The organism is Mastigocoleus testarum BC008 (genome assembly GCF_001456025.1).
GTDB lineage: Bacteria > Cyanobacteriota > Cyanobacteriia > Cyanobacteriales > Nostocaceae > Mastigocoleus > Mastigocoleus testarum.
Genome location: NZ_LMTZ01000084.1, coordinates 83,607 through 107,982, shown reverse-complemented (window position 1 = coordinate 107,982; position 24,376 = coordinate 83,607). Strand labels below are relative to the sequence as shown.

19 protein-coding genes and 1 CRISPR repeat array (1 of these 20 running past the window's edge) are annotated in these 24,376 nt (G+C 37.1%); of the genes, 6 read left to right on the top strand and 13 right to left on the bottom strand.

Features of this window, described 5'->3' with window-relative positions; all coding sequences use genetic code 11:
- Nucleotides 1-954: direct repeats of the CRISPR family, unit length 37 nt; unit sequence GTTTCAATCCCTGATAGGGATTTTAGTGAGTTTCAAC (it extends 500 nt beyond the left edge of the window).
- 263 nt (nucleotides 955-1,217) lie between these two features.
- The 10 genes from cas2 to BC008_RS13705 all read right to left on the bottom strand — a co-directional run bounded on the left by cas2 (nucleotide 1,218) and on the right by BC008_RS13705 (nucleotide 12,368).
- The gene (cas2, locus tag BC008_RS13750; RefSeq protein WP_058183595.1) at nucleotides 1,218-1,490 is read right to left on the bottom strand and encodes a CRISPR-associated endonuclease Cas2; all 273 of its coding nucleotides are present in this window, start codon (nucleotides 1,488-1,490) and stop codon (nucleotides 1,218-1,220) included.
- A 97-nt stretch (nucleotides 1,491-1,587) separates the two neighbouring features.
- On the bottom strand, nucleotides 1,588-2,592 hold the full coding sequence (gene cas1d / locus BC008_RS13745) for a type I-D CRISPR-associated endonuclease Cas1d (RefSeq protein ID WP_027843770.1): 1,005 nt from the start codon (nucleotides 2,590-2,592) through the stop codon (nucleotides 1,588-1,590).
- Between the two features lie 32 nt (nucleotides 2,593-2,624).
- Complete coding sequence (gene cas4 / locus BC008_RS13740; RefSeq protein ID WP_027843769.1) at nucleotides 2,625-3,215, bottom strand: CRISPR-associated protein Cas4; 591 nt, start codon at nucleotides 3,213-3,215, stop codon at nucleotides 2,625-2,627.
- Between the two features lie 281 nt (nucleotides 3,216-3,496).
- Nucleotides 3,497-4,360, bottom strand: a complete 864-nt coding sequence (gene cas6 / locus BC008_RS13735) for a CRISPR-associated endoribonuclease Cas6 (protein WP_027843768.1) — start codon at nucleotides 4,358-4,360, stop codon at nucleotides 3,497-3,499.
- A 63-nt stretch (nucleotides 4,361-4,423) separates the two neighbouring features.
- Nucleotides 4,424-4,858, bottom strand: a complete 435-nt coding sequence (gene hepT, locus BC008_RS13730) for a type VII toxin-antitoxin system HepT family RNase toxin (RefSeq protein ID WP_027843767.1) — start codon at nucleotides 4,856-4,858, stop codon at nucleotides 4,424-4,426.
- On the bottom strand, nucleotides 4,855-5,307 hold the full coding sequence (gene mntA, locus BC008_RS13725) for a type VII toxin-antitoxin system MntA family adenylyltransferase antitoxin (RefSeq protein WP_027843766.1): 453 nt from the start codon (nucleotides 5,305-5,307) through the stop codon (nucleotides 4,855-4,857). The genes hepT and mntA overlap by 4 nt, the downstream gene beginning before the upstream one ends.
- A 181-nt stretch (nucleotides 5,308-5,488) precedes the next feature.
- Nucleotides 5,489-7,801 (bottom strand): type I-D CRISPR-associated helicase Cas3', encoded by a 2,313-nt coding sequence (cas3, locus tag BC008_RS13720; RefSeq protein WP_027843765.1) that lies wholly within the window; start codon nucleotides 7,799-7,801, stop codon nucleotides 5,489-5,491.
- Nucleotides 7,801-8,556, bottom strand: coding sequence for a type I-D CRISPR-associated protein Cas5/Csc1 (gene cas5d, locus BC008_RS13715; RefSeq protein ID WP_027843764.1), 756 nt, complete (start codon nucleotides 8,554-8,556; stop codon nucleotides 7,801-7,803). The genes cas3 and cas5d overlap by 1 nt, the downstream gene beginning before the upstream one ends.
- Before the next feature lie 3 nt (nucleotides 8,557-8,559).
- Nucleotides 8,560-9,594 (bottom strand): type I-D CRISPR-associated protein Cas7/Csc2, encoded by a 1,035-nt coding sequence (cas7d, locus tag BC008_RS13710; protein ID WP_027843763.1) that lies wholly within the window; start codon nucleotides 9,592-9,594, stop codon nucleotides 8,560-8,562.
- 47 nt (nucleotides 9,595-9,641) lie between these two features.
- On the bottom strand, nucleotides 9,642-12,368 hold the full coding sequence (locus BC008_RS13705; RefSeq protein ID WP_027843762.1) for a hypothetical protein: 2,727 nt from the start codon (nucleotides 12,366-12,368) through the stop codon (nucleotides 9,642-9,644).
- Between the two features lie 324 nt (nucleotides 12,369-12,692).
- Between BC008_RS13705 and BC008_RS13700 the strand changes: the two genes are divergently transcribed.
- From BC008_RS13700 to BC008_RS13690, 3 genes are all read left to right on the top strand, one after another.
- Nucleotides 12,693-13,559, top strand: a complete 867-nt coding sequence (locus BC008_RS13700; RefSeq protein WP_027843761.1) for a helix-turn-helix transcriptional regulator — start codon at nucleotides 12,693-12,695, stop codon at nucleotides 13,557-13,559.
- An 87-nt stretch (nucleotides 13,560-13,646) separates the two neighbouring features.
- Nucleotides 13,647-14,858 (top strand): metallophosphoesterase family protein, encoded by a 1,212-nt coding sequence (locus BC008_RS13695; RefSeq protein WP_027843760.1) that lies wholly within the window; start codon nucleotides 13,647-13,649, stop codon nucleotides 14,856-14,858.
- A gap of 8 nt (nucleotides 14,859-14,866) precedes the next feature.
- Nucleotides 14,867-15,673 (top strand): LOG family protein, encoded by an 807-nt coding sequence (locus BC008_RS13690; protein WP_235595862.1) that lies wholly within the window; start codon nucleotides 14,867-14,869, stop codon nucleotides 15,671-15,673.
- 65 nt (nucleotides 15,674-15,738) lie between these two features.
- Here BC008_RS13690 and BC008_RS13685 read toward each other — a convergent pair whose 3' ends face one another.
- Together BC008_RS13685 and BC008_RS13680 are read right to left on the bottom strand one after the other, a co-directional pair.
- Nucleotides 15,739-16,512 carry an SDR family NAD(P)-dependent oxidoreductase gene (locus BC008_RS13685; protein WP_027843758.1) on the bottom strand — a complete coding sequence of 258 codons (774 nt, stop codon included), beginning with the start codon at nucleotides 16,510-16,512 and terminating at the stop codon, nucleotides 15,739-15,741.
- A 579-nt stretch (nucleotides 16,513-17,091) separates the two neighbouring features.
- Nucleotides 17,092-18,723 carry a cyclic peptide export ABC transporter gene (locus BC008_RS13680; RefSeq protein ID WP_027843757.1) on the bottom strand — a complete coding sequence of 544 codons (1,632 nt, stop codon included), beginning with the start codon at nucleotides 18,721-18,723 and terminating at the stop codon, nucleotides 17,092-17,094.
- Between the two features lie 1,174 nt (nucleotides 18,724-19,897).
- Between BC008_RS13680 and BC008_RS13675 the strand changes: the two genes are divergently transcribed.
- Nucleotides 19,898-21,463 carry a mechanosensitive ion channel family protein gene (locus BC008_RS13675; RefSeq protein WP_036265733.1) on the top strand — a complete coding sequence of 522 codons (1,566 nt, stop codon included), beginning with the start codon at nucleotides 19,898-19,900 and terminating at the stop codon, nucleotides 21,461-21,463.
- A gap of 273 nt (nucleotides 21,464-21,736) precedes the next feature.
- On the opposite strand, the gene pdxA is transcribed toward BC008_RS13675, so the two are convergent.
- Nucleotides 21,737-22,822: a 4-hydroxythreonine-4-phosphate dehydrogenase PdxA gene (gene pdxA, locus BC008_RS13670; RefSeq protein ID WP_027846594.1), complete on the bottom strand. Its 1,086-nt coding sequence runs from the start codon at nucleotides 22,820-22,822 to the stop codon at nucleotides 21,737-21,739.
- Nucleotides 22,823-23,064: 242 nt separating this feature from the next.
- Between pdxA and petM the strand changes: the two genes are divergently transcribed.
- Entirely contained in the window at nucleotides 23,065-23,172 is a 108-nt protein-coding gene (petM, locus tag BC008_RS13665) for a cytochrome b6-f complex subunit PetM (protein ID WP_027846593.1), read from the top strand.
- Between the two features lie 154 nt (nucleotides 23,173-23,326).
- Entirely contained in the window at nucleotides 23,327-24,316 is a 990-nt protein-coding gene (locus BC008_RS13660) for an SDR family oxidoreductase (protein WP_027846592.1), read from the top strand.
- The last annotated feature ends 60 nt before the right edge of the window (nucleotides 24,317-24,376 follow it).

Genomic DNA, 24,376 nt, shown 5'->3' with positions numbered 1-24,376 from the left:
TCAATCCCTGATAGGGATTTTAGTGAGTTTCAACTATACGCTAAGTCGGGAAAGATTAGCTATTATCAGTTTCAATCCCTGATAGGGATTTTAGTGAGTTTCAACGCGATCGCAAAAGCAGGGGATTTAAAGTTAGAAGTTTCAATCCCTGATAGGGATTTTAGTGAGTTTCAACGTGTCGTTCGATACTCAGGCATGTTTTTGAGAAGTTTCAATCCCTGATAGGGATTTTAGTGAGTTTCAACAATCGGGGCGGTTCCAAAGAAGTAGCAGGAATCGTTTCAATCCCTGATAGGGATTTTAGTGAGTTTCAACAATGCTTGAAAGCTCACTAAGAATTTTTAAGCTTGTTTCAATCCCTGATAGGGATTTTAGTGAGTTTCAACGAAACTGGTGTGAGCAAGCAGTTCCACCAACGTTTCAATCCCTGATAGGGATTTTAGTGAGTTTCAACTTAGAAGGTTGGGCAGGGGAGCCAAATTCTAGCCTGTTTCAATCCCTGATAGGGATTTTAGTGAGTTTCAACGCAAAAATTAATGAAATGGCAACCTGCCCCAATGGGTTTCAATCCCTGATAGGGATTTTAGTGAGTTTCAACCAAATAGCTCTACTAATGTTGGCGCATCTGGTGGTGTTTCAATCCCTGATAGGGATTTTAGTGAGTTTCAACTTGTGAATTAGCAGCCATGTTATTTAAATACAAAAGTTTCAATCCCTGATAGGGATTTTAGTGAGTTTCAACTAAAAGAGCAGGCGCAGGTTCGAGAAGATTAGCGGGTTTCAATCCCTGATAGGGATTTTAGTGAGTTTCAACAAGTGTCACTCGTTCCGTCTTTGAAATAAACGCGTTTCAATCCCTGATAGGGATTTTAGTGAGTTTCAACATAGGAGGTAATTATCTCCTGGGGGATGATTTGGTTTCAATCCCTGATAGGGATTTTAGTGAGTTTCAACTGCTCGTAATGGAACCCTTGCTATATTTAGTTTTCAAGGTACATTTGCGCCAACCTCATCTAAAATACTGTTTCAGCCGCAGGAGTGTCAAGAGTGCAACTCGAAAAAATTGCTCAAACCCTTACATAGAGAAGATTTCAAGAGTTGCGCCAACCTCTTATCTAGTGAAAATCGCTCAAAGCTATGTGCAGTAAGGATTTCAGCCGCTAAATTTAACAACTCATTTCTAAGACCCACAGGTTGGCGCAAAAGACTAGCAAACATCAAGCAAAAAATACTGTATTATCTCGTGGGACTTCACCACCAATACGCTCAATTTTTGGTTGACAACAACCACACAGCGAATAAAAACGAATGCTATCAACAGAAGGTTCAATTACCTTCGAAAGACGCGATCGCAGTCTAGCATATTGGGTATCGGTTAAATCGCACTCAAAAACAGAATACTGCATCCACTGCCCATAGGACTTAAGAATTTTATGAATTTTAGTGCGACGTTTATCTTCAGGAATATCGTAGGAAACAACAACAAACATTATGGATCGAGGAACTGAGGGTAAAGGATAATTTCGATAACTTGAGCATTCTCAATTAACCAAATTCCCAGGCGGATTATTGAGCTGGTAAGTCGTATTACTTCACGATTAAAGGTGGATATTTATCGGTTTCCCCCATGAGATATTTACCCAACAACCGGGCTTGAATTTCAAAAGCTTCTTGATAGGTCTTTTTGATTTTCAAAACTGGATGGGTAAATTTTGTCAGTTTTTTCTCCTGATATAACCTCAGAAACTCGTGTAACTTCTCCTTAGTTAGAGAAACCGCATTACTAATCGGTTCTTTCTGAAAATCAGATGGTTTGAAAATTTTGCGGTTGATTGCACCAAGAACCAACGAATCGACAATCAAAGGACGGAATTCTTCCATCAAATCTAACGCTAAAGATGGTCTACCGTAACGTTCAGTGTGTAAATATCCCAAATATGGATCGAAACCAACAATATTTAAAGCACCTTGAATATCGTGACGCAATAATGAGTATCCCAAACTCAAAAGGGAATTAACTGGATCTGTTGGTGGACGACGATTCCGGGAATTAAAACTAAAATCATCCACACGAATAAAGTTATCAAAACAACTAAAATATGCGGCGCTTGCAGCACCTTCACAACCACGAATTGAATCGATTGTAGTTGCTTTATGCAAAGAAACTAAAGAATTCTCAAGTTGACTTATTCCCTTACTGACATTGATATCTGGATAGTTGCGCTGAGTTTTTAATAAAGATTTACGGTAATTTTTCAGCTTTCCTCTGACAAAAGCCTTGGTAACATGAATCGCTTGAGTTGAATCACCAGCAGCTTTCCACTGAGCGGAACGCAGGAAAATATTTTTATTCATTTCTGGTTCCAAGCGAGCGATATATTTACCATTCAGAGTGAGGAAAGTCAGGGGGATTTTGTTGTGAACTAATTCTGCGATCGCAGCGGGGGAAATACTCGCCCGACCCATAACAACCACACCATCAACTTTCAGTAAAGGTACATCTAAAATAGTTTTCTTTTCAAACCTTACATTCAATCTTTCATCAACTTTTCCAATAAAAGTATCTTCCTGAGTGACATAAACAGTACCCATTTTTTATTTCTCCTTATTTATTATTTTGATGATTAATCTTCAGATTCAATATATTTACCAACTTTATCTACCAATTTTGGTAAACATTGCTCTGATAAACTGCATCCCCTACATCTTTTACTATAAACAGCCCGTGGCATTATTCCTGTTTCGATTATCCTGGTAACATCAGCAATAGTATTAATAGTTTGTTGTCGCAGATCATCAGAAATTTCTACTAATTGTCTTTGATGGGTTTGAGCATAATAAACATACCCAGTCTGCACAACTTTCCCTATCATTTCCTCCAAACACAAAGCTTGGGCGCAAACCTGTAATTCATCATTATCCCATTCACCTTTTTTTCCACGTTTATATTCAACTGGATAAAACTCTCCATTTTCTGATTCAATTAGATCGGATTTACCAATTAATTGATATTTTTCAGATTTCAACCAAATTGCTCTAACTTGCCAAGTTTCTTCTTGATTACCTTCACCGGTTGTATGTACTCTTTCATGTAAACTAGTACCTTCAATAGTGTATTTATTATCAATAAACTCACCGATACAAAACATTCTCCAACAACGATGAGAACAATAGGCATATTGATTTAATGCCGCGATGGGAATATATTCAGTCATGATTTAAAACTCGCTATTTTTTATATAATATTTACGGAATCATTATCCTATTAGATAAATTTAGGATCCCCCTAAATCCCACTTGGAAAGGGGGACTTTGAGAAAATTTATAGCAATCAGATTTGATTTATGAATGGGTGATTCCTGTAGAGATGTTGCATGCAACATCTCTACAATTTACCTTATGAATAGATTACAAGGAGCCATTCCTAATCCATTGTCTGATGAGGATTTATTATTTTCCTCTGCCGCTTAGTGATGGAAGAGCAATAAAGTAATACCTAAATTCTTCTGACCATCCCCATCCCCATGGGGGTTTTCCGTCCAACTCCTGCATATAAAGCAAAATCAGCAAGAGTATTTATTTTCTTAATTGCTTCTGCATCTACATTACCCATGATGCGATAGCTAATCTCACCGACACAACCAATAAATTTACTTCGAGAATCACTAGCAATTTCTGTTTTAATGTTAAAGAAACTGGGATAAATCGACTCGATAAATTCGGAATCAAACTCTATTCCACTATACTTATTCCAGCGTTTTAACAAACTTCTAAAAACCAAATCCCTCGTAGGTAAACCACTATCATAACTTCCTTGACGGAAAGCTGTTGGAGTTGCAAAGACAAAAGTAATTGTTTTCTCGGTGTTACTTGCGCGATCGTATAATTGAGAGTAACTGCAAGCATTTGCCCAAGGTTGAATAGATTGGGGAGTACCTTGAATGCTAGTAATAAATAAATCTGCAGAACCTAAATGCCAAGGTTGTTCGGGGTTAATATTTAGCCATAGTTGCGTTAGTTTCCCAAATAGGGTGTCATCAAGTAATGATATCCTCCACCAACATGGAGTACCGGAGTTAATAGGTTTTTGTTGCTGATACTGCAAGACATGAATTTTTCTTTTGTCTATATATTTTTTGTCTGTGTATTTCCTGTCTGTGTATCTTGGAGGGTCTAATTTTACTTGTAAAGGAGAAAGAGTAAAGGCTTTATCTGCGGTAGAATCATGTAGAATATCACCCAATGTGCGATCTACTGAACTCACAAGGTTGAGGAATAATGCATGGTAGTGTCTTCCCGTTAGGAATTGTGGATAGATCGTTGACTGTGGTAGGAGGTTGAGGATTAAGCTGTGGGGCATTTTTTTGTTCTTTAGAAATTATGAATCATGAATCACAAAGTTATGATTGCATTATTGAAAATTTTATTGTTCTAAAGATATTAAATAATTGTTGATTTGTTTCACATACAGAGGATATTGTTGTAGCGCAAAAGAAATCGCTTTAAACACTTGGCTAGAATCGATATCATCATATTCATGAACCAAACGATTTCTTAAACCTGCTGACGGTGCTAATTTTATAGCTAAATCTTCAGTGATTACATCACATTTAGCAAGCTCTATAAATACTTCAAAATTACTAACCACATTATCTGGCTGTAGTCTAGATAAAATATGGTTATTTATATCTATTGCTGATTGAATCATTAATTGCAATAGTCTTTCTACAATGAGTTGCTTATTAAAATCACCAAGAAAATCATCAAGGCTAACATCAGAAAACTGTTCCAGGGTATTATAATATTTCGCAATCAACCTTAACCTAGCTAAAATAATTTCAGAATCTATACTACTCATGTTGATTTTGACCAATTATTTAGATCTATTGCAATCAATTTATGTTGCTCTTCACGGAATTTTTTCAGTTCTGATTCTGGCTTTAAGGATGTTAAGCGAAAATATTCAAAACCATAAGGATCTTTTTCAAAAATTAAAATACCATCGCGAGCAACAAAATGAGAAATTAACCAAGAACAATGATTTAGTTCGACTACATCGATTTTCTCGGGATTAATATCTAATACTTCTCCAATCAACATTGGTAAATCAAATCTACCCCAAGCCTTTGTATCATCGTTATCTTGTTTATTGTCATATAAAACTGCAAAATCCCAGTCGCTATTATTACCAGCATTACCTGTTGCTCTCGAACCAAACAACACTAGCATTTTCAAGTAGGGAATTTTTTCTGGTAGTTTTTGAGCTAGTTTCTTGATATTTTCAATGTCAGGTGATGTTTCTAGCATGGGTATTTCCTATTACTATTCACCGTATTTTAACGCTTTGATATATTTGATATAGCAATCATATTTGATTCGTAAACAGATGAATCCTGTAGGGACGTTGCATGCAACGTCTCTACAATATTGATTTTCATAAGTGATTTAGGATTGCTATAATGGCAGATTTATTACTGTGCTCTTTGCGCTAACCAGCAATAAAACATTCATCATCTGGAAGACGTAACTGTTTAAATTTCATTGCGATCGCTAGTATTCCTGACAATCCAGGTAATATTGTATAGTCTTTAGTTAGATCGTCACATTCAACGGTGATTGGATATGATGCGATTCCTTCTTTGCGGAGTTGATAAATCGCAGCAGCATTTGTTCGAGGACAAATAATTATTCCTGGAAATAAGTCTTTTTCTAGTTCTGCGAGTAAGGGTGTGGGACGAATCGCATCTTCTAGTTTGCGGATAATTTGAATGTTTTTGAAAGCTGTTAGTTTATTGAGTTCTAGGTTGATAAAATCTTGGTAATCATCGGGGTAAGACAAACGAAAGCTCAAGTCATAGGTGTTTTCTGCTCGTGCTGTTAATTCAATTAATTCATCTTTTTTCTGGAACTCGTAATACCTCAGTAGATGAATTGGGTCTAAAATTGTTTGTTCTGACTCATCAAGTAGAAATCCATGGGGGTCAGTAATTGGGAGGTTTTCAAATAAGCTATCTCGGAATTTAAATAAGGGAGAATAGCTAGCTTTCCAAATTTCAGCGAATTCTTTTAATTCGTTTACTGCTTCATCTCTTTCTGAAAAAATTTCTTCATAATCTGCTAAAGTTATATTTCCTGCTTGAAATTCTTCCCAGTCATCAGGAAAGTTAGCTTTGATAAATGTTCTGACAAAAGCTTGACCACCTGGTAAAAATTTCCAACCTTTCTTCAAATCTTTCACTGGAGTTTTAGCAATATTTCCCGCACCCAATAAAATTTTCATTCTCCAGCGATAATCATCCCAGGTGCGATTTCCTCCCAAACAATCTTTTAAAGTGTTGAATAATTGAGGGATATACTCGCTACCAGCTAAATTTTTGAGTTTATTTTCCAACTCTAGCAACGGACGTGCGATTTCTAAAAATGCTTCCGAACGCCAATATGCATGTAAAAATGGTTTATCGAGACAGGATATTTTTTCTAAGGTCTTTTTGAGTGCTTCCCGTCCTCCAATAGTATTTAAAGAAGATACACCTGAACAAGATAAACCTTGCTCCCAAGCTGTATCGGGTAAATAGGCGATCGCATCGGAAGGAATATCGGTTTTGGTCTTACCCAGCACCCGTCCAACGCGTCCTAATCTTTGCCAAAATGCGGCGCGATCGCGTGCGGAAAATATTAACCAGTCTAAGTTTTGGCGCTTTGTTTGAATATTTCGTTCGAAGTTAAATCCGACATCGACTGTGCTGGTAGCAAGGATAATTTGTTTTTGAGCGGCTAATTTGCGATCGAGTTGTGGTGTTGAACCTGTAATCCGTCCAAATTTATCTTCAAAACCTTTGTGCTTGAGTAGGTTAGCTAATCTATTAATATTATCTTTGGAGTCGAGAATTACCGCGCCATTTTGTTCTGGTTTTTCTTGGATCCGCTCTACTATCTCGTTTGCTATTGCTTGTAGTAAATCATCTCGTCGATCTGGTTTTGGTCGTAGTTCTAAGTTGACTGCTGTTTGGGAAGGTAAAAGCTGAGAGTTTTGATTTTCACTATTTTTATTCTCACCGTCAATTCTGGTAATTTTCACACCTTGCTTTGCTAAACTTTGTAATGCAGCTTCACAAGCAGGTTCTGGTGTAGCGGTTAGTAAAACAACTTTTCTCTGATTTTTAAAAAAACCAAAAACATGATAGTAGGCAAGATAAAATAACAATCCTACTAGTTGTTTTGCATCGTAAAGATGGAATTCATCAAAAATAACTGTAGCGAACCTGGTGTAGAAACCATTAGCAATGTTATCGCGATCGAGTTTGTTGTAAGCAAAGAACGTCGCATAATAAAAGATATCAGGATTTGTCACCAATAAAATAGGTCTATTTGCTCCTACTTCTGGGAAAATTATCGCTGGATTGCGTAGTACGTTATATAGTTTTTCCCCGGAACGTTTACCAACTTGATCATCAGACCAGTTTTTGATTTCTTTTGCAGAAGCAGATTTGACAACGTGGGGTAAACCAGCATCTTTAACGAATTTTTCTGCTGCTTCTCTCTGTTGTTCGATTAAAGCGTTAGTGGGAGCTATGTAAATTGCATTTTGTTTGGGATTATGAAGTAAAACAGTTAATCCCGCTTTAGTTTTTCCCGTACCCGTTGGGGCTAAATCTAGGATAATGTCTGCATTCCGTGACTCTTCAAAGACATCGACTTGATGTTGAAGTGCGTTACCCATGAAGGATAATCGATCGGATAAAGACTCACAAGCAGCAATGCTTCGAGGTTCTAACTGAATAAATATGTTGCGATCGGACATTAATTATTATTTGCTCCACAGAAACACAAACCAGCAGGAATAACTGTTTCTCCAACCTTCCAAGCTGCACCCCGAAAACGAAGATTTTTCACTATTGGTGCGGGAGGTATGGAAATTAAGTCAAATGTGAAAGCTTCTAAGTTTGAGGGTAGATCGGCGGAGTTGAGATAATATTGAGTCTGATATTCTCCGTCTGGTAGCGCGGTTACGGGTAACTCATCAATAATATTCACCCTGACTTTACTCATGAACTTTCCGACCCGGATATAATCTGCTAATTGACAATCTCCGAATACCAAAGTTTGAAATTTATTACCACGTTCAATCATACGCAGTCTTCCAGTTTGAGGAAAGTTACTGGGTCTAAAACTATTGGGTTTCTTACCCTGACGTTGTAACGGTAAATCTTTTCTTGAAGTTGCAACGCGGTTATTAGTCATTGAATACCAATAACTATCAGAAAGTGCATTAAATCTTTCAAATCTGTATGTGATTCTGCCATTTTTTGGTGAAGCAGGTAAAATGTAACAGATATTTTTAATTGATGCAAAATCTTCTTTGTAGGTAGGTCGTCCAGTTTGCTTACCTTGAAGTCTGTAAGGGGAATTTGCAAACCCAAAAGCATAGGTTAAAGCATAATTCCCGATTGCTCCTTCAGTGTAGTAAGTATCAGACAACTCCCTAGAAGCAAAAAAGACTGGTTCGAGAAAATGTAATTCTACAATCTTTGCTGTCTGAAAAGGAATTGCTGACATAAGTTAATTTCCTGCTTCTACTGTTTGTTTTTTCGTTTTAGTTTCTTTTTTTGTTTTAGTTTTTTTGTTATCGGTAGAAACTTGACGGAAAGATTCGTAGGATTGATTTAAACGTTTTAGGAAATTATCGCGTTCTTCTTCTGACCAACTATTTTCTACATCAGTAATTAATGCTGCTAATTCTGAATCTGATAATTGCACCGAAACACCTCTACGATTTTTCCAAGTTGAAATAACTTCCTTAGTACCTTCAATTAATCTTTTGATATTTAAAGGATGTTCTACAGGTTTCGGTAAGACATCATAGGTAGATTGGACTAATTCCAAAGAACTAGGAAGCTCGCAAATACTACCAAATACACCCAATATTTCATTTTCCATTCTCCCAACGCGACTAGAAACAGCACCATAACGGGATGTAAATAGAATATTTCCAATCACATAACGCAATTCATCAGCGGTTACATCTTTGAGAGTGACAACATCAAGAAAATGTACTCCAGGTTTAATATATTCGCTGGTATTTAAAGCAGTTGAAGCATTACCTTTTTCATCCCGCATTGTTCCATTTTCATAAATTGCGTTAATTGTGCGATCGCCTAATAGGTCAGTAGCAGATAAAATACTAAAAGCGTCTTCTGTCCAAATTCTACTTTTTTGGGCTCCACCTCCACCAGCAGCAAAACCGTAAAGAAAGCAATCTATACACATTTCACAGGGTGAATTAGTATTTAAAGAACATAGAGAACCATCTTTACCTTTACTCACGTACAATAATTCATGAGCTCTTAAATGTTCTCTTCCGTAGCGTCTTTCTGGTGCTACTTGTTTGCGTTTTGTCATTACTAAACGCTGAATAATACTTTCATCATTCACACTAGTTTGTACTGCTTCACTACAAATTCTTTCTCCAGAACCTTCAGTTCTAAATATAGTTTCAGATTTAGTTGTACGTGAAACTATTAGAGTTATAAATCTTCCTTTAGGAAAATTTTCGTAGTTTTTAGCAAGTATAGAAGATAGCTTTTCAATCGACATGATGTAAACTCCTTATTTTTTCAATTAATATTTATTTTTTAACTAAACTAAATGGATACATGAATTTCAGAATCTTCACTTTCTTTATTGTCTTTATTTTTTTTAGAAAGCTGCTGATGTGCTTCTTCGTAAAAAAATAAATATGCTGCTTCTAATTTCTCTTTATCTGAAAGTAATTTTTCTGGACGTCCTTGATATATCTCTTCATAAAGTTTTCGTAAGACACTATAAAAAGACTTAACTTGTTCTCGTTTATTTAAACCCACACGATAGTCGCGAATCCGATCCAAACGTGTATGGTATTGCTGCGCTAACACAGCAAACATAAAATCTAAATCCATATAAGATTTGTGCGATCGCACAGCGGATGTAAAAGCAGTAAATGGTTCTGTAATCGATGTTCTCTTGAAAGAACTACCTTTTAAGTTTGCTTCTGCTGCTATCTTTGCAGCTTCCTTGAGATACTGTGTTAATAGTGAATTATCATGTGACATTAGACCCTCCAAACTCTTTAATAAATTATTTAATGGTTCTTTAATCCGACTCCAAATAACACTTAAATTTGGTTCGTCCTGTTCTCGCAAAATCCAACGTAACAAGACATAATAAAGTTCTATTGGTCTTCTACAAGCACGAGCTAGATCGTATAAACAGTCATCAGCTTTTTGAATACTTGCAACAGATATAGCCAGCTTCCCAATACATCTCAGTCTGTCACGGATTTTTTCTGCTTCCTGTCGGTTATATTGTCCATTTTCCAGTAAAGTTTGTAATACTCCCGGTATTCCTTCAACCCTTCCGTAAATGTCATCAGATGGTTCAACTTCTAAAGTTCCACCTAAAATAAAAGGAAAACCAAACTCTAAAGATAAAGAAAGCTCTAAAGCTAACCACAAAGATTTTAGTAATGCGACCGAACTATTTGTTTCTCCCCAAACTAGTGGAATAACTACACTTTTATGAATGAATTGCGAACGTTTAGGAAATGCAAAACCTACGACTTTATTAGCTTTGAAATTAATACTATTATTTCGATAAAGTTGTAACTCATCAACTGTAACCGTTCCACCATCAGGATTAGTTTCCGCAGTTCTTTTGAGGAAATCACGCCAAATTTTTAATAACTCAGGTGCAGAACCTTTTGGTAAGGAAAAATGTAAATAAAGTGGATTTGTTTTATTCGCAGCAGGGAAATTTGCCCCAACAGCCATTAATTGATAAGCTAAAGCAGCAATCGAGCCCACTTGTCTTTTCGGCTCATCAGTAGTACCACCAGGTAAACGGTTAGAAAAAGATTGTACTTTTGTTCCCGGAGGTACATTATTTTTCATAAGATTATTGATGTCACTAGAACTAGAACCTAGAGAGCATCTGTGTTTCGGATTCGCTTCGATGTAACTTTCTAAGTATTTATCTCCATTTAATTTAGTTGCGATTGGTAAATTTAGCATTTTACTAACTGCTGCAATGATCTCTTCTGAGACTTCATAATCCTCCAATTCTTCCGTAATTTCTTTTCTTAATTCAAAAGATTCTCGTAATGCTGATTTTATTCCCTCAATCCCTTTAATTACACCTTTTACAGCAAATAAAGCTCGCCCATACTGAACCTCGAATTCCTCTAAGACAACCCTTTGCTGTTGGGAAATACCTGTATGTTCAGCAATTTTATTCCAAACATCTTTTGGATTTAACTTAGTTTGACGGTAACTAATATACGCAGCTTTTAATCCTTCACAAATCGCAAATTCTTCAGGATTACTCACAGGTAATAAGCCTAAATCACTGGCTTTAGCTATTGCATCATTACCAGCATATTTACCATATTTATTGATAGAATCAGAAACTTTATCTGCTTTAAATCCTGCTTTTTTCTTTTCTAATAAAGCTTGTACATTTATCAGTACCTCATCAATATTTTGTTCAATTGCTTGTGGTGCAACCTTAATCCCCGCTGTAGTCGCTCGGACTAATTTTTCAACGCTATTTCCAAAAACTCCATCGATTTTATTTTTCCAAACAATAGCTATTTCTTGTACTAAATCTTCTATTGGAAAACTTTCTTTTTCCAAACTCCCACCTAGAAACAACTCCCCATCAGGAAAAATTGCTAAAGGGTTCAAACCATACCTTTGCAAAACCTCTTCACAAGCATTCAACAAAAGCGCAGTGATATAACCCCTATCTTCGGATAAACGAACTCGAAATAATTTACAAGCTCCACCTAAAGCATCCGTTAACTCTGCTTCTAACTTACGAAACCGCAACACATCAGGAATACCCAAATCAAATAAATCTGCAGATCTCACCATCGCTGCATATTTGTCAATATTTGGATCTTCAGGTAAAAATCTTGCACCATCAGTAATATTATGACCGGAATGACGCTCAATTAACTTTCTAACCAATTCCAAATCATCATCAGACTTAATAAAACTCGACACTCGAGCTTTTTCTAACTGCTCCTGCAGAAATTCTTTATCTCTCGCCAGAGTTTTGACAGTTCTCCCTTCGGAGTCTAGCTTATTAAGGTCGTGAACTGCAGTTGCTGCAAGTATCAAACCTCTTTTATTATCATCTACTCCAGCAATATGACTAACTGTAAGCACAAATTGACAAGCTGAATCTAAATGCTCCGCAAGTGTCGTTCCTTCCCTCACACCATATTGATTGTGATGTGCGTGATGCTCGTAAAGCTGGGGACGAATTTCGGTGAAATAAATCTCCTCCAAGGTTTTCGGAGGACGATTTAAAAGTGTAGTATATCTGGGCATAAGTAAAAACTCTGATGCTCGACTTATTTTATTTACAATGAATAAGCTTTGAGATTGTTATTTACACGGATATTTATTGATTTCAAACTAAAGCTATTTCTTTATCAAGATTGATGTATGGTCAGCAGACATTTTTGAAATAGTCATTCTTAAAATTTTGATTGCTTGTAGAGACGCAGCATTGCTACATCTCTACATTCGTCAAAACTAATGAAATAGATTGCTAGCTGCTAAATGTAATTGCAATAGCGCTTCTATTCATTTTTGCATGTACACTAAAGATAATGGCACACATAAAACAAAAGTGCAAGTACATTTTAGCGGATGCCCAGAAAAAAAGACACAATTACACTTTCAATTCCCCCTGGAACCAAGGAAAAACTCGAAGAAATCGCCCGTAAGTTCAATATTACGTGGGGCAAAGAACCCAGTATTTCCGGGTTGATTGTAGCGATTGCAGAAAAATCTTTAGAGGTTGGAAAGCCCTTCACACTTGAATCTAACCAAATTAACGCATTACGACAAGCTATTAAAGCCCTCAATGACGCAGGACATGTCGGGGAAGCTCAAACTATAATTACACTTTTACTGGAAAGGGGAAATTTAGATGCAGCAATGCGCCAATCTTTGCTCCAAGAAGCAAGTAGAGTCGTACAAGCATGGCGAAGTCAAATTGAAGAGCATAGACAAAACCAAAAACCCTTTTACCTGTTTTACGAAAATTCCCAACGCGAACAATTACAATACACCGTACGTTACGCCGAACCAAAATTTTTTGATAGACGTTTTTATCTGATGATTTGGTGTGAAGAAACCGAAGATGTAGAAAATTTAAGTCCAGACCTACCCGAACTTTGGCATAATCGTTGTTTAAACTTCGATAGAATCCGCTCAATTGTTCCAGCAAGCGGGGAATGGCGAGAAGGACTCGACTCCATAAAAGTGTACTTACACTTCCAAGGTCGGATGATAAAGTCTTATCAACGCAGAGAAGACGATTTAGAAGATGAAATTATTGATTCGGAGAATATTGGAAAGGTGCGTCAAGTGCTGCGACGAGTTACCAATGAGTTTTGGTTAATTCGAGAAGTTGCTCGTTATTGGGAGGATTGCGTAATTGTTTCCCCCGAACCAATACGCGATCGCATGAAACAAAAAATCCTCACTCTTCGCCAGTTTTATGATATTTAATTCTTAAACTTTGTATTCTGCGATCGACGAAAACTATACTTGATTGAGCTATAGTTAGCTGTGTCGTTCAACTTTACTCAGAAAATCATGCGTTGTTGGCGGTGGTTTTGTTTTTTCTTTGTTGTGGGGTTTGTTTTTAGTGTTTCCGTTGCATGTACCCACTCAGCCGATAAATCTACTACAGCAACTGAAGCTAAAACAGCTGTAGTTTCAGCAGAAACGAAAATATCCCCACAGGTAAAACCTTTACCTCCGGAAACAACCGCAATCCTTAAAACTGCTCAAGCTAAAAATTTATATAATCCTCCCCGTGGTGATGTCCGCTTCGTAGTAATTAGTGATTTGAACAGTGCTTATGGTTCCACAGACTACGATCCAGAAGTCGATAAGGGAGTAAACCTAGTACCTTTCTGGCAACCAGATGTGGTAGTCTCTGGAGGTGATATGGTTGCAGGTCAAAAACCTTCTTTAACTCCCACTCAAATTCGAGCCATGTGGGCGGCTTTTGAAAAACATGTCGGAACTCCACTACGTCGTGCTAAAATACCATTCGGTTTTACCATCGGTAACCATGACGCTTCTGGTGCTGTAGGCGTGAACGGAAATTTTCTATTTCAGCGAGAGCGAGATTTGGCTAGTGAATATTGGAACGATCCCAAACACGATCCGGGAGTAAAGTTTGTTGATCGCTACGAATTTCCTTTTTACTATACCTTTGAAAGTAAAGATATATTTTTCTTGGTTTGGGATGGTTCGTCTCACCGCATTCCAGCTGAAAAAATGGCTTGGGTGGAGAAAACTTTAGCAAGTCCCAGAGCGCAAAAAGCCAAAATGCGAATCATGGTCGGACATTTACCTTTGTATGGAGTTGCTGTGGGTCGCGATCAACCTGTAGAGGTAATGGCTGATGCGGAAAAACTCCGGGCTATGTTTGAGAAATATAAGGTTCATACATATATTAGCGGTCATCACCACGCTTATTATCCCGGTCATCGAGGTAATTTGCAGTTACTCCACACGGGTATTTTGGGTTCTGGTCCCCGACCGTTAATTAATGGTAAATTTCCACCGACTAAAACTATTTCTGTGGTAGATGTTAATTTCAATTCACCCGAATTAACAACTTATACAACCTATGACATAAAAACACTTAAAGTCATTGAAAACGATCAACTTCCTCGGTTTCTTACAGGTCACAATGGTATGGTTTTACGTCGTGACATTGAATTGAAGGATCTAAGTACTCAAGAGAAAAATTCTTGCATCCAAACCTTAGACAAAAAACGCTGTCAAGCTTGAATCAATTTATGGCTAACGCCACGCCCTTACGGGCTATAGTTAACAGTTTTTTCCCTCCCAATCCCAATCCCCAATCCCTAATCCCCAACCCCCAATCCCCAACCATGAACGAAGAATCATCATGTCCAGATAAGGTCAATCTTGGAGACCAAGCAAGAACTCATCAAACTATTCAAGAAGCAGTTCTCGGTCTTTGGGATGTTGTTAATAACTTAAGCAGCATCCAACCACCAAAAAGCGATCGTTACCGAGTCACCATTTTTGGTTCTGCAAGACTCAAACCAGATACTCCCCTCTACAACGGAATAAAAAATCTGTCTAGCGAACTGACAACAATGGGATGCGACATCATCACCGGTGGAGGTCCCGGTTTAATGCAAGCTGCTAATGAAGGTAGTGTAAGTGCTGACCCAGAAGATAAAACCCAATCCGTTGGAATTCGAGTTCATCTTGATTACGAACAAGCAACTAATCCGTTCGTGGAAAAAGTTTACCATCATCGTACTTTCTTTTCCCGGTTGCATCATTTCGTTTTGGTTTCCGATGCTTTTGTCATAGTACCAGGTGGAATTGGTACTACTTTAGAAACTCTGATGATTTGGCAATTATTACAAGTCCGCCAATTACAGGATAAACCACTGATTGCGATCGGTCAGATGTGGTCGGAGTTAGTTACTTGGGCTGAGAAAAATATGGTAGATATTGAGTCTCCTATGGCTTCAGCAAAAGATATGAAAATACTCCAGTGCGTGGATAGTTGCGATGAAGCGATCGCACTTTTAAAGGAAGCACATAAATCTTGGAATTCAGACTAAGTAAGCTAAAAAGATTAAGACCAGAAAATTAAGACCAGAAAATTAAGACTAGAAATTGTATCTGTTTAGGTTGCGGTATAACCACCATCTACAAATAACACGGTACCGGTAACATAAGAGGATGCATCGGAAGCCAAAAAAACAACTGGTCCAACTAATTCTTCTAATTTTCCACGTCTACCCATAGGTGTAAAGGTCATAATTTGCTGTTGTTTTTCCGACCGTTCATGTTCTATATCTGCTCCATCCATGATATTCTCTAGGTATCCAGGGGCTATAGCATTAACTCGAATATTTTTTGAAGCCCATTCAACCGCCATCACGCGGGTAAGCTGATTGATTCCACCTTTAGCAGCACTATAAGCCACAAGTCCCTTAATACCAACAACCGATGCAATTGAAGAAATATTAATTATAGAGCCTCCCGAACCCTGTTTCATCATTTCGATCGCTGCTAGTTGAGAACAATTAAAGCATCCCTGGAGATTAACATCTATAATTCGCTTCCATTCATCTTCTGCAATAGTTTCGGCTGGTTTGATAATGTCAATCCCAGCATTATTGACTAACACATCAATACTTCCTAACTCTGCGATCGCAAATTTAAATAAGTCTTCGCAGCTAGAACGTAAAGCAACGTCAACGTAAGTTGATATCGCAATTTCACCTCTAGCGGTTATTTCTCGAGCAGTTTGATTTGCTTCCTCTCTTAAGCTATCGCATACAACTATCTTTGCTCCTAATTCAGCCAATCTCTTCGCAAGGATTTTGCCTAATCCTCTACCACTACCAGTAATGATTGCAACCTTATCTTTAAGGTCAAATAAATTTTGACTCATAATCATCATAAATTAGATTGAGAATAAATCTGCGTTAGTAATAAGTTAGTCAAATGTTAATCTTTTATTAATTTTTCACTCGACTTGGAACTCATCACAAATCCGATCTACTCCCATCTCTAAAAAGTATAATCAATTCAGATGTAGTATTATTACTCAAAAAAAAGAGAGTCAAAGAAGGTGTTTATAAGCCAAAAATGATAACTAAATTTAATGGGTTGTTCCACCCCATTTGATATTGATCGATTACAGAAAATTTTCAATTATTCCAACAATCGAACCCTTATTTTGCCCTAACCCACCGTTCTTTAGAATTTATTTATAAACACCCTCTCAGAGATGCTCATAGATGGTTCCAGTACGAGTTAAAAAATAAAATTAATGTGTGAGGGACTTCTTGAGGATAATTAATTCCATTACTTGTTGACAGTAGAGGCGCACTGATGTAAGCCCCGATAATTGGTATATTTTTTATCGGAAGTCACCAAACCTCATATCTTAGTTTAACTATCAACTGATAACTGTAGCTGATAATAACTTGGTGTTAGCCATAAACTGTTCACTGTTACCTGATAACTGTTAATTTCGTCTGTCAAATTCAATTTTGCCGTAATCTAACTTAATGATTCTGTCAGCAAGATTGAAATAACGATCATCATGACTAATAACTAAAACAGTTTTATTTCTTTGTTTAAGATTTTGTAAGATTTGTCTATAAAAAATATCTCTGAATGTTGGATCCTGATCGGAAGCCCACTCATCAAATAAGTATATTGGACGATCTTCTAAATAAGCAGTTAATAAAGCTAGGCGTTTGCGTTGTCCTTGGGATAGCTGCGTAGTCGATAATTTACCATTTTCAATTCGTACTTTACGTTCCAAATTTAATTGCTGTAAATATTCCCGCGCTTGCACATCCAAATTGGGATTTCCCATACCCAGGAAACTATCGAATAAAAAGTAGTCAGAAAAAACTACCGAAAAATACTGACGGTAAATTTCCCGATTATCATCATTAACAAAATTTCCATTTATCTTTACTGAACCCGATTCGGGAATATATAAACCAGTAATTAGTTTGGCTAATGTCGATTTACCACTACCATTACCACCAACAATAAATATTATCTCTCCTGCTTGAAGATTTATATCCACAGGACCCAGGGTAAATCGAGTATCGCCTTGTTCGCTGGGATAAGCGTGGGTAACTTGTTCTAGCTGTAATGTTGAGAATCTATTTCTTGTAATGTTTGCGAAATGTTTTGTACTCTCTTTATTTCCAGCTAAAGTTAAACCCATTCTTTCTATTTTTTGTAAAGCAACACTAGCTCTAGATAAAGCCTGAAGTTTGTCTAGAATACTTTGCATTGGAAGCATCATATAGGTCAGGGTGAGGATATAGCTAGATATGATGTTGCTAGGAATTACTAAAATTCTCGGTAAACCAAACATTAGCAATCCAACGAGAAGAAAGAATAAGAGATTTCCCCATCCTGTAGAAATAGAAAAAGTAAATAATGCAGCTGTGTTCTGATCTCGCGAAGAAGCTGCACTCTTCTGCAATTCCTGAGAGAAAAACTCTTGACGTCGAGAAGCATGCAACTTTAACTCTTTAATTCCGTGAGTAATTGCATTGAAATGCTTAAATAGACGATCTTGTTCTTCTCGCGCCAAATTTAGAAAATATCCAGCCCTGTTAATTAGTAATTGAATGCTACCGATCGCCACCATCATAAATCCGATGGTACAAGCAAAAACAGCACCAGAAAGAAATCCCAAGTAAATCAAGCAACCACCAATAACTGCAATATCAACGCATATAAAGGGAATTGCATAAACTGTATTAGATAAAGTTGCTACATCATCAGTAAGAGTTGCTAATAAACGTGGAGTCCCAAGCTGTTCTAAATGTCGTAGTTCTGACGATAAAATACCTTTACTTAACTGCAATCGCAGGCGGTACACAGCATTCTGAGATATTTTTATAAGTAAAACCTGAGAAATTATGCTGCTGATTAAAATGATGCTTGCTAATGCAACAAAGAACCAAACTGAGTTAGCTGTAGCTTGATTTGATGATACTCCTTGAGTCAAAGTTGTATTAATTAATGCAATTAAGCGGGCAGTAGTTGCACCACTAATTAAGCCTGTTAAAACAGCTATAACAACTTGTACTCCAGAAGCGCGTAATAATAGCCAGATTAAATTCATTCGCTCTCACCACAAATTTTGGGTGCATTTTGAACAGTAGATTATTTGGTAGATTTCTCAGACAAGTCACGTGAGGGAAGATATATATGTATAAAAATAATCTCAATATTTTGCAATCTACTTGCTGCTACTGAAATTACCTTAACGAAAGTGCTGATTTTACTTCTATTTAGCATCCGCTATTTTACGCATTAATAATTATTGCTTGCATTTTCAATGCGCTAATTTTTACGTAAATTTTTACTTGTCAGCAGTTACCGTTTTCTATTCTGTCAGTCGTAACCCAACTCATAGGGAAATTTACCATTATTTTCAGTAATTATAAGTATCAGTAATTTCCATGTTGCGTTAACCGTTTAAACATATTATTCCCTCCTTAGGGCAACTTGAACTGGTTAATCTTTTTCAAATATTGCAATTCAAACGTAAAAATGTTTGCGATTGCGGACACAATAATTTATGAGTGCAAGCGAGCAGAACCAATATATTACAGTCAAGATATTACAAAGATATCTATCTCATTTACGTGTAACAACTACTATAGTCATATCCTCCACAGAATCATATTTAACTAGTTTGCCTCTGTTGACTCAGAAGTCAATAGTAATACTACTAGTTCAAAACAATTAATTTTTAGTAGCTCTCCCAAACAAACATCTGTTAGCTCCCAAAGCAAGAATTTCTGTTTTCTGTGATTATATTCGGGATGTACTCTAACATTATTTTTCTCTATGCGCCAGTAAATTCTTTAATAGACTCCTAACAAATACTTAATCCTATAGTATTCAAAACATCAAAAATTACTCACATAAATTGCAAGTATATTTTTGTTCGATCGCAGTTTCAAAATGCATAAAAAAGATATAGAGGATTTGATATATCTAAGTGAATTTATCATCATTTGTCTAATTTCGTACAGTTAAGCACTTAAAAACTACAAAAGTTTTAAAAATTACATTGAAAACAATGATTCACTTATTTATTACTTGTATAAAAATAAGCATTGTATTCATAGTAACCATTGATTTCGATTCGTTTTTGCTAATCTAGCTTATGTTTTTCTTGATGGATAACTGAGCCGCGTCAAATGCTACAAGCAGTAGGGATACTTGAGATCTCAGCCTATGATATTTTTTACATTACATCAATCAAATAGTTATTATTTTTACTGGATATGGGAATACTTCATCAATCTTTTACATTAACTGTATTAATTTACTGTTTTTTAAATCTTTTATTGTTTGTTTCTTTAACTTATTTATTCCCTCCACTGCTTCGTAAGTATGATAATTCTTTGGGTTTAGTAGTTTTAGGGGTGTCGAGAAAGCCTTTGATAATAGTTGCAGCTTTATTTAGTCTCAACTTTATTTCTACCCGATTAAATTTATCTCCAGCGATTTATTGGACCCAAAGGGTTTTAACAGCAGTGATCGTCATAACTTTAACTTACTGGCTCGCTCAATTATTTACTCAGGTAATTTCTTATTACTTGAGAGACTATGCTAAGCAAACAGAGGCTTTGTGGGATAACGTCTTAGTTCCAATTTTGGAAAGATTACTTCCAGCTTTAACTTATATATTGGGAGTATTTTTATTTTTAGAGTCCCTAGGAATTGATTTAACGGGAATTTGGGTTGCTTTTGGTGGTTTAACTTTTGTTTTAGGATTCGCACTTCGAGATATATTAGCTAATTTTTTTAGTGGTTTGGTTTTGTTAATCGATACTCCTTTTCAATTTGGAGATGTAATTGCAATGCCGGATAATTCTGTAGCTGTAATTAAGAATATCGGTTTGCGCGTAACCAAACTATATTTAGTAGAAACCGACTGTGAAATTTACATTCCCAACGCAGCTTTAGGAAGTAAAGATATCGTTAATTTAAGTCGTCCAACTCCCCATGTGGCTAAGACGATTGAAATTAACGTCAAAGCTGGTACAGATCAAGATGCAGCGAAGCAAATTTTAAGTAGTACTGTCCTGGGTCATCCCGATACCTTGGGTAAAATTACGGATAAACTAGAAAATTTAGATCGATTTGCTGGTTTGAAGTCAGCTACTGAAGAGCAAATTTCTAAACAAGATGCAGGTAGAAAACGTTTATTGGCTGAAGAAAAAGTTAATCTCCAATTACAGCGTATTGAAACTAAGTTTAAATACTTAATTCGTGCGATTAAGATTTTGGAAAAGGGAGGATTAAATCAAGCGCAATTAAAAATAGTTCAAGAATATTATCAAGAAATTATTGAATTAACTGGTTTGCGATTGGAAACTGATGATAAAGGTGAGATTAAAGCTTCATCGCTTACAGAAGATACCCGAGAAGAAGATAGTTTAATTAATTTAATTAGGAGTTGGTATAAAGCTTGGATCGAAGATCCAGATTTACGGATTGAAGACGAACAGACCCTAGAGGAAGAATGGGAAACTAAAATCAGCATCCTCAAAGGTAAAATAAATCGACTTTTGCAGCGTATCGTTAAGCCAGGAAGTTATGAAACTCGATTGGACGACAATGCATTGAGTTTACTTGAATGGCTGCAAAACGAATTTAAAGCTGCAACCACTCTTTGGAAAGAACCAGCGATTCGTCTTTCCGATGTCACCCCTGAAGTTATGAAATTTACGATTAAGTTTTACGTAGATCACATCAAGTTAGAACATTGGGAAAGAAGCGATCGCGTCGCAAACGAAGTAAGACAAGAAATGCTACGACGTTTAACGGAAGGGGGTTTTAATTGAGTGGGGATTGGTAATGGGTAATGGGTAATGGGTAATGGGTAATGAGATAAGAATTCTGACTTGTGACTTGTGACTTCTGTCTTCTGACTTGTGTCTCCTGACTCCTGACTCCTGACTCCTGTCTCCTGACTTCTGTCTCCTGTCTCCTGTCTCCTGACTCCTTACTCCTTACTTCTGTCTCCTGTCTCCTGTCTCCTGACTTCTGTCTCCTGACTTGTGACTCCTGTCTCCTGTCTCCTGACTTGTGACTCCTGTCTCCTGTCTCCTGACTCCTTACTCCTTACTTCTTACTCCTAATTTTCTATGAGAAACTAATTCTGCAGCTAGTTGTATTGCAGCTTTCATACTTTTCGCATCAGCAATTCCTTTTCCCGCAATATCAAAAGCCGTACCGTGATCCGGTGAAGTTCTTACGAAAGGTAAACCAATAGATGTATTCACCGCGCGATCAAAAGCCATTAATTTTACCGGAATTAAACCTTGATCGTGATAAAGTGCCAAATAACCATCAGCGGGTGTAACATTTCCTTGACCATACCAAGCTTGACCTGGCTTTACCCACATGGTGTCGGGGGGAATTGGACCATCGATTTGTAAGGATGGGTATTTTTGACGCTGTTGTTCCAACCAGGGAATTAACCATTCCTGTTCTTCACTTCCTAGTTGTCCCCCTTCACCACTATGGGGATTCAAACCAGCGATCGCGATTTTTGGTTTTTCAACCCCAAAATCCTGTTTAAGACACTTTAATAATAGATCTAACTTTTGGGTCATTAATTCTGGTGTCAAAACCTGAGGAACTTTTTCTAAGGGAATATGTGTGGTCGCAAGTAAAGTTATAAGGGTCCAACTGGTATGGGGCGATCGCGCGACGAATAACATTCCAAATTTTTCGACACCGGATTTTTGCGCAAGTAATTCTGTTTGACCGGGATAATGATGACCTGCTGCTTTCCAAGCCGATTTAGCGATCGGACCCGTAACAATCCCATCAAACTCACCTTGAAGGGCGCGGTTAATTGCTGTTTCCATATAAGCAAAACTCGCCGCACCACTCGCTGCGTTTCCCTCACCAATGGTAATTTTGTTTGAATTATTCGATTCAGAACTATTTAAATTGTGTAGATATTCATTACCCAAATCAACATCGAGAATTGATAGTTTTTCTGGATCTGCCAAAGGGGAACAATTATGAACTAAATTAAGCTTGGTGTAGGTTTCCAAAAGTAAACTTCTACTACCCACTACCGTTAACTCGCAATTCTCATAAACTTTTGGCTCGGCTAAAGCTTTTAAAATAACTTCCCCACCAATACCAGCAGGGTCACCTAAGGTTATCGCTAAACGTGAGTTTGTCATTTGTCTTTATGTTATTAATTATTTTTCACCAGTCGAAAAAGGCATTAATATATTGTCTACCTTTGAGAAATATGAGAGGAAGACAAAATTTCCTTGCATCCTGAATTAAGAATTAACTTCCCAATCCCCAATCCCTAATCCCCAATCCCCAATCCCCAATCCCCAATCCCCAATCCCCAGTCACCAATCCCCTCTGGTAGACTGAAGTAGACTCAACAATTTGTAATGGAGAATCTTAATCTATGAGTAGCGAAATTCTTACTGCTGCTATCTTACCTTTTAGCTTGATTTTTGTAGGCTGGGGCGTTGGACGCTTGTTACTCAAGGTTCAAGGTGCAGAAGAGGAGTAAAACAATTAACTGAACTACTTCTAAAAATGAGAGACTTTTTTTTCAGTCTCTCAATATCGTATACTTTTTAAAATAAATGTAAATTTTTGTTGATTTAGGTTAATCTAATAACATCCTGGTTAAAAAAGTGTCCGACTTTAATTAAAAAATACTCATGAAAATATTAATAACTGGTGCCACTGGTACCTTGGGAAGACAAGTTGCTCGTCACGCTCTCGACCAGGGACACGAGGTACGCTGTCTTGTTCGAAGCTCAAAGAAATCTGGTTTCTTGAAGGAATGGGGTGCCGAATTAGTGCGGGGAGATTTTTGTTACCCCGAAACCCTTACGAGCGCTTTCGAAGGTGTTGATGCAGTTATAGACGCAGCAACTGCTCGTCCTACGGATTCTTTGAGCATTAAGCAGGTAGACTGGGATGGAAAAGTAGCTTTGATTCAGGCTGCAAAAGCTGCAAATGTACAGCGTTTTATCTTTTTCTCTATTCTAGATGCTGATAAGTATCCAGAAGTGCCGTTAATGGAAATAAAACGTTGCACGGAACTATTTTTAGCTGAATCAGGTGTAAATTATACTATCTTGCGTTTAGCTGGTTTCATGCAAGGATTGATTGGTCAATATGGTATCCCAATTTTGGAAGGTCAGCCAGTGTGGGTAACAGGGGATTCTTCACCGATCGCTTACATGGATACCCAAGATATAGCTAAGTTTGCCATTCTTGCTTTAGAAATACCAGAAACGGAAAATCAAGCATTTCCAGTGGTTGGAACCCGTGCTTGGAGTGCTGAGGAAATTATCGGCTTATGCGAACGCTTATCTGGTAAGGACGCAAAAATTACCCGGATGCCAATTAATCTACTACGTACCGTGCGTAATATAATGCGATTTTTCCAGTGGGGATGGAATGTTGCAGATAGACTCGCATTCACCGAAGTAATTGCAAGTGGTAAACCCCTTAATGCTTCTATGGATGAAGTTTATAAAGTTTTTGGTCTCGAGCAAAGTCAAACAACAACCGTAGAAACTTATTTACAAGAATATTTCAGCCGAATTATGAAAAAGCTGAAAGAATTAGATTATGAGAAAAATAAAGGCAAAAAACAAAAGAATAAAAGAAGCCCGTTTAAAAATGTGAATAGTCAATAGTCAAGAGTTGACCGCCATATTACAACAGAAAGTTAATAGATGTTTTTTCTATTGACAGGT

What these genes read in the sequence shown, in the direction of transcription:
- cas2 (WP_058183595.1), bottom strand. Translation starts at nt 1,490, where the DNA reads ATGTTTGTTGTTGTTTCCTACGATATTCCTGAAGATAAACGTCGCACT.
- cas1d (WP_027843770.1), bottom strand. Translation starts at nt 2,592, where the DNA reads ATGGGTACTGTTTATGTCACTCAGGAAGATACTTTTATTGGAAAAGTT.
- cas4 (WP_027843769.1), bottom strand. Translation starts at nt 3,215, where the DNA reads ATGACTGAATATATTCCCATCGCGGCATTAAATCAATATGCCTATTGT.
- cas6 (WP_027843768.1), bottom strand. Translation starts at nt 4,360, where the DNA reads ATGCCCCACAGCTTAATCCTCAACCTCCTACCACAGTCAACGATCTAT.
- hepT (WP_027843767.1), bottom strand. Translation starts at nt 4,858, where the DNA reads ATGAGTAGTATAGATTCTGAAATTATTTTAGCTAGGTTAAGGTTGATT.
- mntA (WP_027843766.1), bottom strand. Translation starts at nt 5,307, where the DNA reads ATGCTAGAAACATCACCTGACATTGAAAATATCAAGAAACTAGCTCAA.
- cas3 (WP_027843765.1), bottom strand. Translation starts at nt 7,801, where the DNA reads ATGTCCGATCGCAACATATTTATTCAGTTAGAACCTCGAAGCATTGCT.
- cas5d (WP_027843764.1), bottom strand. Translation starts at nt 8,556, where the DNA reads ATGTCAGCAATTCCTTTTCAGACAGCAAAGATTGTAGAATTACATTTT.
- cas7d (WP_027843763.1), bottom strand. Translation starts at nt 9,594, where the DNA reads ATGTCGATTGAAAAGCTATCTTCTATACTTGCTAAAAACTACGAAAAT.
- BC008_RS13705 (WP_027843762.1), bottom strand. Translation starts at nt 12,368, where the DNA reads ATGCCCAGATATACTACACTTTTAAATCGTCCTCCGAAAACCTTGGAG.
- BC008_RS13700 (WP_027843761.1), top strand. Translation starts at nt 12,693, where the DNA reads ATGCCCAGAAAAAAAGACACAATTACACTTTCAATTCCCCCTGGAACC.
- BC008_RS13695 (WP_027843760.1), top strand. Translation starts at nt 13,647, where the DNA reads ATGCGTTGTTGGCGGTGGTTTTGTTTTTTCTTTGTTGTGGGGTTTGTT.
- BC008_RS13690 (WP_235595862.1), top strand. Translation starts at nt 14,867, where the DNA reads ATGGCTAACGCCACGCCCTTACGGGCTATAGTTAACAGTTTTTTCCCT.
- BC008_RS13685 (WP_027843758.1), bottom strand. Translation starts at nt 16,512, where the DNA reads ATGAGTCAAAATTTATTTGACCTTAAAGATAAGGTTGCAATCATTACT.
- BC008_RS13680 (WP_027843757.1), bottom strand. Translation starts at nt 18,723, where the DNA reads ATGAATTTAATCTGGCTATTATTACGCGCTTCTGGAGTACAAGTTGTT.
- BC008_RS13675 (WP_036265733.1), top strand. Translation starts at nt 19,898, where the DNA reads ATGGGAATACTTCATCAATCTTTTACATTAACTGTATTAATTTACTGT.
- pdxA (WP_027846594.1), bottom strand. Translation starts at nt 22,822, where the DNA reads ATGACAAACTCACGTTTAGCGATAACCTTAGGTGACCCTGCTGGTATT.
- petM (WP_027846593.1), top strand. Translation starts at nt 23,065, where the DNA reads ATGAGTAGCGAAATTCTTACTGCTGCTATCTTACCTTTTAGCTTGATT.
- BC008_RS13660 (WP_027846592.1), top strand. Translation starts at nt 23,327, where the DNA reads ATGAAAATATTAATAACTGGTGCCACTGGTACCTTGGGAAGACAAGTT.